General features: G+C 61.9%; 12 protein-coding genes. 7 read left to right on the forward strand and 5 right to left on the reverse strand.

Annotated elements, in window-relative coordinates:
- Nucleotides 1-11: 11 nt before the first annotated feature.
- Nucleotides 12-3,320 (reverse strand): glycosyl hydrolase, encoded by a 3,309-nt coding sequence (locus C0V82_RS18260; RefSeq protein ID WP_102113865.1) that lies wholly within the window; start codon nucleotides 3,318-3,320, stop codon nucleotides 12-14.
- 61 nt (nucleotides 3,321-3,381) lie between these two features.
- A complete protein-coding gene (locus C0V82_RS18265; protein ID WP_102113866.1) occupies nucleotides 3,382-4,095 on the reverse strand; it encodes a TetR/AcrR family transcriptional regulator in 714 nt (237 codons plus the stop codon).
- Between the two features lie 417 nt (nucleotides 4,096-4,512).
- Between C0V82_RS18265 and C0V82_RS18270 the strand changes: the two genes are divergently transcribed.
- The 7 genes from C0V82_RS18270 to C0V82_RS18300 all read left to right on the forward strand — a co-directional run bounded on the left by C0V82_RS18270 (nucleotide 4,513) and on the right by C0V82_RS18300 (nucleotide 14,054).
- Nucleotides 4,513-6,843 carry a TonB-dependent receptor gene (locus C0V82_RS18270; protein WP_199772590.1) on the forward strand — a complete coding sequence of 777 codons (2,331 nt, stop codon included), beginning with the start codon at nucleotides 4,513-4,515 and terminating at the stop codon, nucleotides 6,841-6,843.
- Nucleotides 6,844-6,922: 79 nt separating this feature from the next.
- On the forward strand, nucleotides 6,923-7,840 hold the full coding sequence (locus C0V82_RS18275; RefSeq protein WP_102114392.1) for a sugar phosphate isomerase/epimerase family protein: 918 nt from the start codon (nucleotides 6,923-6,925) through the stop codon (nucleotides 7,838-7,840).
- On the forward strand, nucleotides 7,833-8,237 hold the full coding sequence (locus C0V82_RS18280) for a C-glycoside deglycosidase beta subunit domain-containing protein (RefSeq protein ID WP_102113868.1): 405 nt from the start codon (nucleotides 7,833-7,835) through the stop codon (nucleotides 8,235-8,237). The genes C0V82_RS18275 and C0V82_RS18280 overlap by 8 nt, the downstream gene beginning before the upstream one ends.
- Before the next feature lie 25 nt (nucleotides 8,238-8,262).
- A complete protein-coding gene (locus C0V82_RS18285; protein ID WP_102113869.1) occupies nucleotides 8,263-9,801 on the forward strand; it encodes a carboxylesterase/lipase family protein in 1,539 nt (512 codons plus the stop codon).
- 52 nt (nucleotides 9,802-9,853) lie between these two features.
- A complete protein-coding gene (locus C0V82_RS18290) occupies nucleotides 9,854-11,185 on the forward strand; it encodes a glycoside hydrolase family 1 protein (protein ID WP_102113870.1) in 1,332 nt (443 codons plus the stop codon).
- Between the two features lie 59 nt (nucleotides 11,186-11,244).
- The gene (locus C0V82_RS18295; protein ID WP_158660028.1) at nucleotides 11,245-12,438 is read left to right on the forward strand and encodes an MFS transporter; all 1,194 of its coding nucleotides are present in this window, start codon (nucleotides 11,245-11,247) and stop codon (nucleotides 12,436-12,438) included.
- A 2-nt stretch (nucleotides 12,439-12,440) separates the two neighbouring features.
- Entirely contained in the window at nucleotides 12,441-14,054 is a 1,614-nt protein-coding gene (locus C0V82_RS18300) for a GMC family oxidoreductase (RefSeq protein ID WP_102113872.1), read from the forward strand.
- Nucleotides 14,055-14,096: 42 nt separating this feature from the next.
- On the opposite strand, the gene C0V82_RS18305 is transcribed toward C0V82_RS18300, so the two are convergent.
- The 3 genes from C0V82_RS18305 to C0V82_RS18315 are packed head-to-tail and all read right to left on the reverse strand — an operon-like array spanning nucleotide 14,097 to nucleotide 16,078.
- Nucleotides 14,097-14,492: an ATP-binding protein gene (locus C0V82_RS18305; protein ID WP_245924289.1), complete on the reverse strand. Its 396-nt coding sequence runs from the start codon at nucleotides 14,490-14,492 to the stop codon at nucleotides 14,097-14,099.
- A gap of 37 nt (nucleotides 14,493-14,529) precedes the next feature.
- Nucleotides 14,530-14,865, reverse strand: a complete 336-nt coding sequence (locus C0V82_RS18310) for an STAS domain-containing protein (RefSeq protein ID WP_102113874.1) — start codon at nucleotides 14,863-14,865, stop codon at nucleotides 14,530-14,532.
- A 4-nt stretch (nucleotides 14,866-14,869) separates the two neighbouring features.
- Nucleotides 14,870-16,078, reverse strand: coding sequence for a PP2C family protein-serine/threonine phosphatase (locus C0V82_RS18315; RefSeq protein WP_102113875.1), 1,209 nt, complete (start codon nucleotides 16,076-16,078; stop codon nucleotides 14,870-14,872).
- Nucleotide 16,079: the final 1 nt, after the last annotated feature.

The raw sequence follows: 16,079 nt of genomic DNA on the forward strand, positions 1-16,079 counted from the left end.
GGAATGGGGGCTTATCGCGTCAGCAATTGTACTGGTCCCAGAAGACCGGAAGGCAGCAGTTGGGCATCCGCGCTATAGGCGGGGGCCTGGGTGTAGGTGACCTTTTCCCTCCCTGGCTGGGCATCGCCGATCAGGCGATTGACCCAAAGATTGGTCACCTTTACGTCAATCCGGTTCCGGCCCGGCTTCAGATGGGATGTGATCTCCATCAGGTAAGGCGGATGCCATAGCATGCCCACGGGTTGGCCGTTGATGCTGATCTCGGCAATGTCCCGCACCACGCCAAGGTCCAGCATTACCGGCTGGCTTTGTTCGGCTCGGCCCTTTGGCAGATCGAATGTCCGGCTGTATGTGGCTGTGCCGGAGAAGTAACGGATGCCTGGTTCTGTCCGATCCGTCCATGACATAAGCCGGTCGAAGCGGCTTTGGGTGGGGGCACCGCGTTGCGCTTGGAACTGCACCTCCCATGGCCCCGTCAGTTCAAGCATAGGCCCCAGGTGTGGGGTTTGCAGGTCCAGCTTGTTCGTCAGGGCGGCTTTGCGGAACAGCACGAAAAATGCCTCGTGCCCGTCCATTGTCAGCGGCAGATGGGTGCGCCCATCCGAAATCCGGTAAGATACCGGATCAATGCGACCGGCTTCGGCCCGCGCCAGTTCCGGTGCCTTGCCGCTGATCCGGAAGCTGATCTCACCGTTGAGAGGCGCTGCACTGCGGTTGCTGACGAAATACAAGTCGCCATCTGGCAGACGGCGGTGCAGCACCTGGATATCCCCCGCCAAGGCACCGGCATCCCAGTCCGGTGTCAGGTTGCGGGTCTTTAGGGCTGCGTCCAGATCGGGGTGAATGCGGCCTGACGCCCAGAGCTGATCGGCCAGTATCCGGAACGTACCTGCATCATCGGCAAGGCTCGGCGTGCTCAAAGGTTTCTGCCCCACGATGGTGGCGCCCGCCGCCGCGAAGGCCGCGATCCGGCGCAGGACAGGTAGTGTCATCATCCGGCTGGAACCGCCCAGCATCAAAATGGGATAGCGCACGCCGCTTTTGCCCACCAGGTCCCCGTTTTCCATGGAAAGCTGGTTCAGCAGCGCGTCCGCCCCGACAAAGTCGAACGCGTATCCGGCGGGGACTTCGTTCAGCGGGCGCTCACCATAAAGCCCGGTGATCGGTGCTTCTTCCCCATGGAAATAGGCGATGTCCCGCTGCGATTGCCCCTGTTGCAGCAGGTAGGAGGAGCGGGCCAGATAGTCGGTCCAGCCCCGCGCCTGTTCGGCCCAGGTTTCACCCCGGCTAAAATACTGGCCCAGTACGGTAGCCAGCGCCAGGCCAGGGACCCGCCCGTCTGTGAAGGGCTGATGCGGCGAGGTGTGGATGATCGGCCGGTTGACCCCCAGGGCGAACAAGGTATCTGCGGTCGGTTTCAGGTCGCGGGGGGAGAAGGCCCAGGGCTGTCCAAAAGCCGTGAAGGATTCGGCGGCCACCAGTTTCTGACCATAAAGGTGGGCCACCGATGCCGCACCCTGAAGGTCGGCGATATAGGTGGGCTCGGGCTGTCCCCCCTTGGGCAGGGTCCACATGGCGCCCATCGGAATATCGGCATGGCGCCGCATCTCCATATCGTCGCCAAGCTGCGGGCGCTGATCCTCCAGCGCTTCGGCGTAATAGGTCAGTCCCTGTTCCTGCGCCGCCCTGGCCAGTACGCCATAATGGTTCTCGGCCAGCAGTTCCGCGATGGTGCGGCGGAAATCCCAGAGGAAGCGGTCGCTCGCCTCCGCCCCGCCGATCACTGCACCGGTCAGGGTTGGCAGCCAGGGTAGGGCGTCGTAGCCGCGCCGGGACCGGAATTCGGCCAGCATAGTGTCGGTCCAGTTCTGCGGCCCGGACTCGATGCTGTCGGAAAGCAGGGCGCGGATCCCCTTGTCCCCCATCAGTTCCGGCCCCACCGCGTCGCGGTACATGCCGAAATACTGGGTGGCATAGTCCCCCACATGGCGGGCGTTCAGCTTGTCGACCTCCAGCCCCGTCGCTTCCTTCGGCGCCGGCGCGTTCTGATGCCCGGTCAGGGAGTAGCCCAACCGGACCACACGCCATTGCCCGGTGGGCGGGGTCCAATCCAGCGTGCCGTCGGACCGCAGGTGACGGGTCACGTCGATAACATCCCCCGGTGCCGGTGCGCCACCAACGGCTTCGGCGGGTGTGGCGATGGCGTAATAGTCGGGAACGGTGGCAAACCCGGCCTTTTCCTCTGCCCTATGGACGCGCGGGGCGCTGTCCAGGCGGAATTCGGAAAGGCGGTAGCTTGCCGGGGGTGCCGGAAAGCGGGGCATGGCCACACCGGATGCCACCGGGGGCGGACCAACAGCGGACGAGGCCTCCACCGACAGGGTTAGACGGAAATGCCGTGCCGTCACCGGCGCGAAGGAGGCGGAGCGAACAGGCGAGCGTGTGGCGGGCAGGGCGGAGATTTCGCGGAAGGCGACGCCGTCGTCACTGGCCTCCAAGCGGATCAGCGGTGGGGTGGGGGAACCAAACCCGCGCGCACCCGGCTGCCCGACCACGACGGAGCGGATGGTGACCGGCTTTTCGAAACTTTGCATGACCCAGGCGGTTGATGACGGGCCACTGAAGGGTAGGTCGATTGTCTCGCCATAGTGCTCGTCGTTCATCAAGTGGCCGGGAACCGTGCCGCTGCTGGCCGTGAATTGCGCCGGGGGCATGGGATCGTTCTGTGTCCGCCAGGCCAGAACAGCGATATCCCGGTAGAAGGCCGGTCCATCACCGCTGCCCGGCTTGATCAGGTTTCGCGGAACGTCCTGATAGGGTCCGGCCACATCCGGCGGCGGTGATAATGAAATGCGCTGCTTTCGCCCCCCCGTAACGGTGGTGCCACTCCATACCAGCTTCTTCATCGCGGCTTCGGGCGTGACCCAGGGACCGCCCGTCGCACTCCATCCGGGGGAGGAGGCGATGGCGACGTCCAGCCCCAGTTCCTGCGCCTTTGCGACAGTCCTGCGCAGGGCATCCTTCCAGGCCGGCGACATATAGATCAGCCGTTCAGGAACCAGTTGCGGCGTTTCCAGATTGCCTTCGAAAAGCTGGACGCCGCCGATCCCGGCCCGCTTCATCCATTCCAGATCAAGCTTTGCCCCGTCGGCGCTGACATTCCCATTCATCCAGTGCCACCAGACATGCGGGCGTGCCTCTGCCGGTGGGTTGCGGAACTGCTGGTCCAATATGCTATCCGGCTCTCCGGCAAGCACCGGGGATACTAGCAGCAGAGTTGCGGCCAGACGAATGGCGGAAAGGCCCTTCGGCGTGATCATGATGTTCACTTTCCAAAGCCGGGGATGGTTTTGCGGTCGCGCAGTGTGGCGCAGGCGCCGGTCAGTTCTTCAGGTAGGAACTGATCATCTTGCACAGTTCCTGGACCACCCAGTCCGGATGCTGCTGTGGCTTGGTTGGGCGCTGGGTTTCCGGTGTCAGCTGCCAGGCCAGGGCGAAGAAGATCATATGCAGTGCATAGGATGCCTTCAGGTCCAGATCGCCCGGAATGTCATTCGCGAACGTTTTCAGCGCCTCACGCAACCGCTTCGCGGCCCGCTGTTCATGCAGGTCACCCAGCGTGGCGGCGGCAGGGTCCGTGGCGGCGCGGCGGATATTGAGGCGGATGAAAAGCGAGTTGCGCTTCAGTACCTCAAAAAAATCAAGAACATAGAGCTTGATGAACTGATCCAGCGAGGAGGAGCGGTCAAGTGATTGCTGCTGGACCAGGGTTTCTGCTGCCTCAATCTCATGCATTTCGGCTTCAAGAACCGCGCGGACCAGTTCGTCCTTGCTGCTGAACCGATGGTAGATGGAGCCGATGGAGACGCTGCCGGTGTTACTCACCTCGTTCAAGGTGAATTCCTCGCCGTCGCGTTCCAGCATCAGGTCGCGGGCGGCGGTCAGCATGCGCTTCAATGACGCCTGACTGCGCCCCTGGACTGGTTCCCGGTCCAGGTTGAGCAGAACCGGATCGCCCGATGGCACGGAAGCCCGGCGGGATCGCGCCGGGGATTGTCCGTTTTCAGGCGATTTCAGCTGTTTGACCATAAGCATTGCTTACTCCGAAGACGGCACATTTCGCAACGTCCGTTGCGAGAGAATTTCTGTTCCTTGACCCGCCGACTGTTCCGTCGTCGCCGCTTCCAACCCGTGGAGTGCATTTAGGGATGGGTAGGCGAATTATTTTAGATCAATGACTTACGCTGTAACGTCCACCCCCTTAGCGGTCTGACGGACTTTCGGGGTAAGGATTCATTCGGGGGGCAAACAAGGGCACTTGACATCGTCCTTCAACAGCCATACTAAAATTATATTCCAATTCGGATTTGGCGCAAGAGAATAGCGGTGGCCAAAAGTCGGCCAGTCTCTTGATGGAGGTGAGGTTGGGCCCCGGCGTGCTTCCGGGGCTTTGCGCCGTCACGCCCGAACTGGGGTTCACAAAATCAAGATAAAGCTTAGGGAGATCCAAGAATGAGAACGTGTCAGTCGATCAAGATGCTGCTGCTGGCCTCGTGTGCCGCCATGGTACCCGGCTTTGCTCTGGCGCAGGCTCCAGCCGCCCAGGATGATGTGCTTGCTGAAATCATCGTGACGGCGCAGCGCCGCAGCGAAAGTGTGCTGAAGGTGCCGACCAGCGTGGCGGTGGTGTCGGCGGACCTGCTTGAGTCCAATGGGGTCAATGATCTGGCCTCGATCACCAAACTGACGCCCAGCCTGCAGACCGGCATCGATGACACTTTCTCCATTCGCGGCATTGGCACCAACACCTATGCGCCGACCGTTGAGTCCACCGTGTCGCAGGTTGTCGACGATGTTGTGCTGGGCATTCCCGCCTTTGCTGCCAATGCCTTCTATGATGTTGCACGGGTTGAGGTTCTGAACGGTCCGCAGGGTCTGCTGTTCGGCAAGAACGCCTCTGCAGGTCTGGTCAACATCACGACCGCCAATCCGGTTCTGGGGGAGACAAGCGGCTTCATTGATGCCGAGGGAACCAGCCGTTTCCGGCCTGGATCGAACGGCCTTGGCATCCGCAATCGTGCGGCCCTGAATGTTCCGGTCACGGAAACCAGCGCCCTTCGTGTCGCGGGCACCTATAGTTCCCAGGATTCACTGGTCCGCAACGTCATCAAGCCTGTGGGCCGGTATGAGGATGATGTTGAGGAAAAGGGCGCCCGCATCAAGTTCCTGAGCGATCCCGGCAATGGCTTTACCGTCAATCTCGGCGGTGACTACTTCAAGCGCACCGGCATATCAGGTTTCTGGGATACCACCTACCGGACGCTGGGCGCCAATACGCAGTATCGGACGATCCTAGGCAATGCTGGCATCGTTCCCGGCGCTGACAATCTGGAAATCGCCCAGGATGGCCAGTCCTGGCGTGATATCGAGATGGGTGGTGTTCAGGCGAAGCTCGCCTATGTCTTCGATGATGGTCTGGAATTGTCCAGCATCTCGGCCTGGAAGAAGATGGATCATTCCTACGCGAATGATTCCGATCAGACCCCGGTCAATTTCCTGAACGTCAATACCAACAGCACGCAGTATGAGCAGCTCTCACAGGAAGTGCGTCTGGCGCTCCCCGATGATGGTCCCTTTGGTGGACAGGCGGGGCTCTATTACTTCCAAAGCAATACCGACAATGCTGTGCAGCGCGGCGGCTTCAACAATCTTCCGGCAGCTGCCCTGCCGCGTTTTCCTTTCTGCGTGAACGCCACCGTCACGGCCGGGCCGCCGCCGGCTTGCGGTGTCAGCAACCTTTATTTCCTGGGGCAGGATTCACGGCTGGAAAGCCAGGTGCGCAGCTATGCCGCTTTTGGCCAGTTCAATTACGCCCTGACCGACCAACTGAAGCTGACCACCGGCGGTCGCTTGACCTATGACAAGGCGTCCATCGATCTGGTGGAGAACACCAAGAAGTATTTCGTTACGCTTGGCGTTCCTAATAATGTCAGCAAGGGCGATGTCGATAACACCAACTTCAGCTGGAAAATCGGCCTGGACTATGACCTTGACCCGAACACCCTTGTCTATGGCTTCTATGGCCGTGGCTATAAGGGGCCGGGTTTCTCCAACGCATCGCCGAAGGCGGGCGCTGATATCAGTGTGCGTCCTGAAATCTCGAAGGGGGGTGAGGTTGGCGTCAAGTCGTCACTGCTGGACCGCAAGCTGATCATCTCCGCATCGGTCTTCCACACCCGCTTCACCGATCTTCAGGTGCAGTCATTTGACGAGGTGCTGCAGGCCAACACCCTGACCAATGCCGCCACGGCGACCACCAAGGGTGCGGACCTGACCCTGCAGGCCCGTCCGATGCGGGGCCTGACCCTGGGGGCATCGCTATCCTACACGGATGCGAAGTTCAATTCCTACCCTGGGGCGCAGTGCTATGTGCTGCAATCCAATCCCAGCTGTGCCGTGAACAACACGTTCGATGCCGGCGGATTGCGGGTTCCGCTGTCGGCCAAGTTCACCAGTACGTTGACGGCGGACTACACGGTGCCGGTGACCGATAGCCTGGATGGTGTCACGGGCGTCACCTATTACCACCGTTCGCCGCTGAATTCCGGCTTTGCGCCGGGGATGACCGTTCCCACCACCGATCGCTTTGACGCCAATCTGGGGATCAAGGCCGAAAGCTGGTCGGTCAGCTTGTTCTGCAAGAACTGCTTCAACCAGATCAGGCCCTACGCTATCGGCAATGACGCTGGCGATGCCGTCAATGCCAAGACCCTGTCTCTGACACAGCGGTTCAACTACGACTCCGTCCGCACCCTCGGTGTGCGCATGGGCGTGAACTTCTGACCCTCACAACCCGAGGGGGAAGCCACTGTTTCCCCCTCGGGCGATGACGGAAATCCTGACCAAGAGGGAGTGCAACGCCTTGAGCGCGTTCAAATACGGGGTGTCGCTCTATAGCTACACCGAAGATCTCGGTACCGTGATGAGCCTGGAGGATGCCTTCGATCATGTCGCGGGCACCGGCTCCACGGGCATCGAAATCCTGGGCGAAACCAGCATTCCCACTTATCCGGAGCCGACATCGGCCTGGCTGGACAATTGGTTCGCGCTGCTGGACCGGTACCAGTTGGAGCCGACCAACATGGCGGCCTGGGTGGATACCCGCATCACCATCGGCCGTAACATGAGTGCGGAGGAGGGGGCGGCGCAGATTGCACAGGACCTGCGGCTGGCCCACCGACTGGGCTTCAAGTTCCTACGTCCCAAGTTCGGGGTGATTGATGGCGACCTGACGCCCGATCCGATCTGGCAGCCGGCGGTGGAGCGCAATCTCGATCTGGCGCATCAGCTGGGCATCGTGATCCTGCCGGAAATCCATTCGCCGACGCCGATCCGCCATCCGGTGACCGATGCCTATATCGCCTTCATCGAACGGACGGGCACAAAGAATTTCGGCCTGATGATCGATACAGGCATCTTCCAGGACCGCCCCTTGAACAAATGGGGCGGTGGGGAGACGGACGAAATCCGTAAAGCGGCGCTGAGCTTCTTGAACGGCATCAAGGTGCCGGTGGAGCATCTGGTCGACGTGATCAAATATGTGCCGTTCATTCAGGCCAAGTTCCACCATATCGACGAGACGCTGCACGACCACCACATCCCGTGGGACCGGATCGTGCCCATGCTGAAGAAGCTGGGTTATGCGGGTTACCTGTCCAGCGAATATGAAGGAGCCCGCGATCCCTGGGTGTCGATTGAGCAGGTGCGCCGCCAGCATGCGCTGATCCGCAAACTTGAAGCCGAATACGATGCCGCGCACGGGGGGAACATCCATGCTTGAGCGCAGCCATATCCAGAGCACAGGTTTCCACAATATCGGCCCCGTCGGTGCACGCACCGGCTTTGAGGTCCGCATTCGTCAGCCCAATTACCGCAGCTCCCGCCTCAGCCTGATCGAAGGGGTCGATCTGGTGATCGACGGGGTAGAGTATCCGGCCGAACAGAGCCGTATCCGCGTCGGCGAGCGGGAATACAGCCATGCCGAAATGGCTGAAGAGACGGTGGTCCGCCTCTATGTCGGCACCTTCTTCACGGTGATCGTGCCCAAGGTGGGTGGTCTGGCACCCGGTGTCCACCATGTCGCCAGTTCCATCCGTTTCCGCCACCCCTATTTCCCGCCGGAATTCCAGCCGGTCTTCGTACGCGACGCACGGCACGCGACGATCATTCTGCCTTGATGGCGGATATAGTTGGGAGGGCCAAATGCGTATCCTCGTCGTTGCTTCTTTTGTCGCTCTCGCCCCCTTTACTGTCGCCGCGCAGGCCGCCGATGTGACGGTGCGGGTGGACACGGGCGCGCTGGAGGGGGCGGAGCACGATGGTGTCCTCGCCTTCAAGGGCATTCCGTTCGCGGCACCACCAGTGGGGAACTTGCGCTGGCGCGCGCCGGCACCGCCTACGTCCTGGACGGGCGTACGGCAGGCGAAATCCTTTGGCAATGATTGCCAGCAATTGCCGTTTGCAGGTGATGCGGCCCCCCTGGGTGGTCCCTTGGGGGAGGATTGTCTTTACCTGAATGTCTGGGCGCCGGCGGACGCGAGCCCGGGAGTCAAATATCCGGTCATGTTCTGGATTTATGGCGGTGGCTTCGTCAATGGCGGCACGTCGCCGGGCGTCTATGACGGCAGCGCTTTTGCCCGCAGCGGCGTCATTCTGGTCAGCGCCAATTACCGTATCGGCCGATTGGGTTTCTTTGCCCACCCTGCTCTCACAGCCGAAGCAGGCGATGGCCCGACCGGCAATTTCGGTTTCATGGACCAGCTTGCGGCCCTGAACTGGGTTCAGCGCAACATCGCCGCGTTCGGCGGTGATCCTGCGAATGTCACGATCTTTGGTGAATCCGCCGGCGGCCGGTCGGTGCATATGTTGCAGTCGCTGAACACCGGAAGGGGGCTTTTCAGCCGGGCCATCATGATGTCGGGCGCTGGGCGTCCTGGCAGTGTCATGAGCATGACGGATCGCAAGACGGCGGAAGAAAAAGGCGTGGCCTATGCCCGTTCCGTCGGTATCACCGATACCGGACCGGCTGGCCTCGCGGCGCTGCGGGCGCTACCGGCATCGACGCTGGGCGATGCAAGTATGGCGAGCCTGCTGAAATCCGGCGATCAGTTGATGATCAACCCTCATATTGACGGGCGGTTTGTGACGGATGAGCCGGAACGCCTGCTTACAGCGGGGCATGGCTCGCCCCGCATTCCGGTCATGGTCGGTGCCACCGGCATGGATGGGTTTCCCCTGGACCGTGACCCGGAGAGAGCGCTTGCCGGCTTCGGACCCAGGGCCGATGAAGCCAGACGCCTTTATGCCAGCCCGAATGATCTGATCATGGTTTGGAAGATTGCCGGCGACCGGGGGTTCATCGAGCCGGCACGGTATGTGGTGCGCGCGGCGGCAGCGCGAAACGCCACCAGTTTCGGTTATCGCTTCTCCTATATTGCGCAATCACAGCAGGCCACAGCCCTGGGTGCCATGCATGCCAGCGAAATTCCCTTTGTCTTCCGTACCATCAATGTTCGGTTTCCGGGACAGGTGACTCCGGCGGACGAAGCGGCATCGCAGGCAATCCACGACTACTTTGTATCCTTCGCCCGCTCTGGCGTGCCCACGGCAAAGGGGGGACCGGATTGGCGACCCTACGACCCCGTAGCGGACAAGATTCTGGATTTCACCCTGCACGGCCCCCGTTTCATCGATGACCCGTACCGTGCCCGCCTGGATCTGGTGGAAAGCACGGGACCCTGACGGCTCACCTGAAACTGTTGAACGAAATAAAATGAAAGAGGGAGTTGGAAACATGCTCACGAGGCGGCAAATCGGTTTGGGTCTGGCTGGACTTGGGGTGGCTGCTGCGGCCCGCCCGCTGCCCGGTCTGGGGGCAACGGGCCAGCGTCAGTTTCCCCAGGGTTTCCTGTGGGGTGCCTCCACCTCGGCCTATCAGGTGGAAGGCAATAACATCAATTCCGACGTCTGGACGGCGGAACGTGCGCCGGGATCGCCCTATGCCGATGTGGCGGGCGATGCCGCCAACAGCTTCATGCTGTGGCCGGTCGATCTGGATCTGGTCAAGAATATGGGGCTGGGCGCCTATCGCTTCAGCTTGGAATGGGCGCGGATCGAACCGCGTCAGGGCGAATTCTCCATCGCCATGCTGGACCATTACAAGCGCATCATTGAGGGCTGCCACACCCGTGGTCTGACGCCATTGGTGACCTTCAACCATTTCACCAACCCGCTCTGGTTCGCGCTGGCCGGCGGCTGGCACAATCCGGAAGCGCCCGACCTGTTCGCCCGCTTCTGCGCCAAGGCGGCAGCCCATCTGGGCGATGGCATCGCCTCTGCCGCCACCTTGAATGAACCCAATCTGGCCGGCAATCTGGCCAGCGTGCTGCCGCCAAAGGTGGTCAACTGGCTGGTGCCGGCGGACAAGGCCGCGTGCGAGGCGGTGGCCAAGCGCTTTGGCGTGCCGCTGTTCCTGACCGGCAATAATATCTGGTATCCCGATCCCGCCGCCGTGCAGACCCACCTGCTGAAGGGCCACGCCCTGGGCCGGCAGGCCATCAAGGCGGAACGTAGCAATCTGCCCGTCGGTGTTACCTTGGCCATGGTCGATGATCAGGCGGTGGGCAACGACACCAGCATGCGCGACAGCGTGCGGGAGCGGCTCTATAACCCCTGGCTGCGCGCGGCACGGCAGGATGATTATATCGGCGTGCAGAATTACGAACGCGCGCTGTGGGATGCCAAGGGCCGGGTGGAACCGCCGGCTGGTGGTGATCGCAACATGGGCGGGGCGGAGGTTTATCCGGCTTCCTTGGCCGGTGTGGTGCGCTATGCCCATTCCGTTGCCAAGGTGCCGGTGATCGTGACCGAGCATGGTGTGAACACCCCTGATGACGCTGTACGCCAACGTCTGATCCCCGCGGCCCTGGCCGAACTGCACAAGGTGATGGCCGATGGCGTGCCGGTGAGGGGCTATTTCCATTGGTCGCTGATCGACAATTTCGAATGGGGCTTTGGGTATAAGCCGCAGTTTGGTCTGCACAGTCTGGACCGCCAGACTTTCGCCCGTACGCCCAAGCCCAGCACCACCATCCTGGGTGCCATCGCGCGCGCCAACGCCTGCTGATGAATTTACCGCCGGCGGGACCGATGGTGCCCAGGGCCGGCGAAAACGGGAATGTGATCATGACCGACGCGACAAAGGCCGGGCAGGGCACGGTGGCCAAAGGCCTCACCCTGATCTATGCCCAGATTCTGCCCGTGATGGCGATTGTTTCGCTGTTTCCCGCCATTCCCAAGCTGTTTGCCGAATTCGGGTCCAATCCCAATGCCGGTTTCCTGATCCCCGCCATCGTCACGGCGCCATCGCTCTGTGCTGCGCTGTTCGCCCCGCTGGCGGGGATCATCGCCGACCGATATGGCCGGCGGCGCAGTTTCATCGGTGGCATGGCGCTCTATGTGCTGGCTGGGCTGGTGCCTCTGTTCGTGGCCGATCTGGGTCTGATCATTGCCAGCCGCGCTGTGCTGGGCATCGCGGAGGCATTTGCCATCACCATTTCCAGCGCCCTGATCGGCGACTATTTTGGCGACCAGCGGCACCGCTGGACCGCCTGGGTCGGCGTCGCAACCTCTGTGGTGGGAACGGGGTTGATTGCGGCTGGCGGTGCGCTGGCCGATATCAGTTGGCGTGGCCCGTTCTGCATCTATCTGGCGGCCATTCCCGGCCTGATCATGGCGCTGCTGTTCATCGATGAACCACGCCCCACAGCCAGCGCACAGGGCACCACCCGCCGCCAACTGGCGTTCCCGTGGAAGGAAGCGCTGTTGATCGGCACCGTCACCCTGATCAGCTCCGTTCTCTACTATGTCGAACCGCTGAACATTGCCCGCGTGCTGGATGCCAAGGGGGCCGGGTCATCGACGGAGATCGGCCTGATCCAGGCGGCGACCAGCCTCACCTATATCGCCGGCGCCTTCCTGTATCGCCGCCTGCATCACTGGCGCATTGGCGGTCTGCTGGGGCTGGCTGCACTGCTGATTGGTGCCGGACAACTGGTCATCGGTCTGGGGCCGACCTGGCAGATTGTTTCAATGGGTGCTGCCATTCAGCAGCTTGGCGGGGGCATGGTGATCCCGGCCCTGCTGGCCTGGGGGCAGGCGATCCTGCCGCTGGAACAGCGTGGCCGCGGCATGGGCATCTGGGCCACCGCCTTCTTCAGCGGCACCTTCGCCTGCGGCGCCGTCGTCGCCCTGGCCACCAGCCTGACCGGCGGCCTGACCCCGGCCATGACGGCGCTGGGTGTTGTCACCCTGGTCTTCGCCCTGCTGGCCCGCCTGATCCCGGCGGGCACCCGCCCTACCCGAACCGTGAATAGCTGATCATGACCGAGACCGTTTACGACTACATCATTGTGGGAGCGGGTTCATCCGGCTGCGTCCTGGCCGACCGGTTGAGCGCCAGTGCCAGGCACAAGGTCTTGCTGGTGGAGGCCGGGGGCCGGAACGAGACCGAACTGGTCAACATGCCGCGTGCCTTCATGAAGATGTTCGGCAACCCCACCCATTTCTGGCATTTTCCCATCAAGCCGCAGCCAGGCCGCCCGGCGGGAGAGGTCTGGCCCTATGGACGGGGGCTGGGCGGGTCCAGCTCCACCAATGGTACCTGGTATCTGCGGGGCATGCCGGCTGATTATGAAGGCTGGGGACCGGAATGGTCTTGGACGGAGATTTCGCGCTGTTTCCAGGCTATGGAAAGCTATCGCGGGCAGGGGGCGCATCCCACGCGCGGTCGTGATGGGCCGTTGCAGGTGACGCAGCTTCCCTACCGTTCCCCTTCCATTGCCGCCTCCATCGAGGCGGGGGTGGAAATGGGCCTGCCGCGGCTGGCCGATATTAACACGCCGGGCTCGCTGGGCATCGGCTATACCCAGGCGAGTGTGGATCGACGGGGGCGACGTGCCTCCAGCTACCGTGCCTTCCTGAAACCGGCGCTGTCGCGCTCCAACCTCACCGTGCTGACCGATACGCTGGTGGAACGGGTGGAGTTGGAGGGTACGCGCGCGACCGGCATCACGATCCGTACCGCCGAGGGGACCCGCTTCATCAAGGCCGGGCGGGAGGTGATCCTGTCCGCCGGTGCCCTGCAAAGCCCGAAGCTGTTGCAGCTGTCGGGCATTGGTCCCGCCGATCTGCTGACGCGGGCCGGTGTGGCGGTGCGGCATGATCTGGCTGCCGTGGGGCGCAATCTGGCCGATCATGCGATGTTTTCCATGTCGTACCGGCTGCATAATGATCCTGGCTTTAACAGGGAATTCTCAGGCTGGCGTCTGATGATCCACGTTTTGCGCTATTACCTGACGCGCAAGGGTCTGATGGCCTATACCTCACCGGAGGTGACGGCGCTGTTGTCCCTTCATGGTCGGCCCGACTGGCCCGATGTGCAGTTCGGTATCGGCCCCTTCTCCATGCGCTCGTCAGAGGAGATCAAGGCAGATCCGGGGCGCGGCGCGCTGGAGGACAAGCCCGGCATCACCGTCAATGCCATCGCCTTACGCCCCAAAAGCCGGGGCAGCGTCGCGATCCGCAGCGCCGATATCGCCGACCAGATCGAGGTCGATGCCAACTGGTGGGGCGACCCGGCAGACAAGGCCTTTATGGTGGAGATGGTGCGGCTGGTCCGCAAATACATGCGCCAGCCCGCCTTGAAGCCGTTTGTGGGGGAGGAGATCGTACCCGGTCCGCGTATTGAAAGTGATGAGCAGATTGCCGATGTGCTGGAATGGCTGACCAGTCCGGGCGTTCACGCCACCGGCACCTGCCGCATCGGCAATCTGGCGGACAGTGTAGTGGATGGTTGCCTGCGGGTGCATGGGATACAAGGGCTGCGGGTGGTGGATTGTTCCGTGATGCCTGTGCCACCCGCCGGCAACACCAATGGTCCCGCCATGGTCATCGGCTGGCGTGCCGCGGAACTGATCCTCCGGGATGCGGAATGATGGCGGACTGGGGTGGCCTGGAAACGGCTTTTGCCGGTCCGGTCATCCCGGAACATAGGTGGCGCTGATCCGGTTCAGGCCGTCTGCCCGGTAGAACTGGACCTGTTCGAAGCATCGCTTGATGATGCCGAGCCCACGGCCAGAAGTGGCATCCAGTGCGACATCATCCGTCGCATTGTCGTAGCGTTCCTGGATGCCGTCCGGCATGGCAAGGCCGGCATCGCTGAAATGCAGGGTGACGCGCTTGCCATCCAGTACGCAGCCAACCTCAATCGAGCCGCTGAGATTTTCGAATGCGTGCTCGATGATGTTGTTGACCAGTTCAACGACCCCGATTTCCAGCAGGATGAAATCCTCCTCCTGGAGTACGGAGGCCGTGATGGTCCGCAGCCAGCCTGTGAGCCGTTCGACTTCATCGAGACGGGCTGGCAAGGACATGCTCAACACAGGCTCTTTGCGCATGGCAAGGGGGCTTTCAGCCGAGCGAGGCGGCAGCGCTTTCGACGTCAGGATGGATGGCGAAAACCTTATCCATGCGCGTCAGGGAGAACATGGTCTGAACCGATTTCTGCAGGCCGCAGATGGTGGGCCGCTGCTTCAGGCCCAGGGCCTTAATGATGGAGATCAGGGCGCCGAGACCGCTGGAATCGATGAAGGAGACGGGGGCCAGATCGATGACGATCCCATTCTCGGCGGCGGGCAGCTGTTCCAGGAATTGCTGCCGGAAGCGTACCGCCACGGCAGCATCGATGCGCGGCAATGCAACGGTGGCGACGGGGACGGAACCAATATGTCTGATCTCAATCATCATTACCTCAATCTATTGTCGCGACTTCAAAGGCCAGCACGCTGACATCATCCTCAAACCTCTCTCCACCCTGCCACGCCGTCAGGGTTTCATAGAGCAGGGGTTCCAGAGCGTTCAGGGGCAGGTCCTTCGCCTTCTCCAAAAGGGCGTGCAATCGATCTTGACCGAAATGCGTGCCGTCCGGGTGGGCGCATTCGGTCATACCGTCGGAATGCAGAATGATGCGTGATCCGCGCGGCAACGGGACCGTGACCGCCGTGTAATCCTCATGCGCCATCAGGCCCACGGGAAAGCCGCCATCACCGATCAGTTCAGCCGGCTGACCGGCCTGGATCAGGATGGGGCTGGGGTGTCCCGCCTGGCAGAAGGTCATACTGTCGCCCGCCGGGTTCACCACGCCACAGACCATGGTGAAATAATCCAGCATCTCGCCATCCCCCCGGGTGAAACGCCGGTTCAGGTCCGCTACCACCAGATCCGGGCGGGGTGGTCCGCCATCCACGCCCGACAGAAAGGCCGCCTCGTCCAGCAGATGGTTCAGTGTCACCGACATCAGGGCGGCCCGCGCCCCATGTCCGGCAACGTCGACCATATAGAAGGCGACCGATCCGTCCGGCAGTTTCAGGTAATTATACATGTCACCCGACACCAGCGCCGATGGCAGCAGGCAGGAGGCAAAGCGCAGCCGCCCGATTTCCCTATAAGGCTCCGGCAGCAGGCAGCGCTGGGCCACAGCTGCCGCCTCCATATCCTCCTTCAGCTTCGCATAGGTCACGCGCAACTGCTCGTTCGCCTCCGTCAGAAGCTTGTTCTTGCGCTGTAGGCGGTAATGCAGACCCAGAAGTCGTTTCACCACCTCCAGCCGTGCCTTCAGGATCGGCGGACTGATCGGTTTCAGCAGGAAGTCGTCGGCACCCGCCTCCATGGCCGCGATGAAATCATCCTGCTGCTGGCGGGCGGTCAGCAGGACGAAGTGGATATAGTTCGGCAGATGCATCTGCCGTACCGCCCGGCACAGTTCAACTCCGGTGATACCCGGCATTTCCCAGTCACTGATGATCAGATCGACCTCCTGGCCGGCCTGGATGATGCCCAGGGCGGCGATGCCGTCGCCTGCATGGGTCACCTGGAATTCGTGCTGACGGATCAGGGCCGTCAGCAGTTTGCGCATCAGTGGGTCGTCATCGACAACCAGAACATGGATAGGTCGTTCCATA

It is taken from the genome of Niveispirillum cyanobacteriorum (genome assembly GCF_002868735.1).
Classification (GTDB): domain Bacteria; phylum Pseudomonadota; class Alphaproteobacteria; order Azospirillales; family Azospirillaceae; genus Niveispirillum; species Niveispirillum cyanobacteriorum.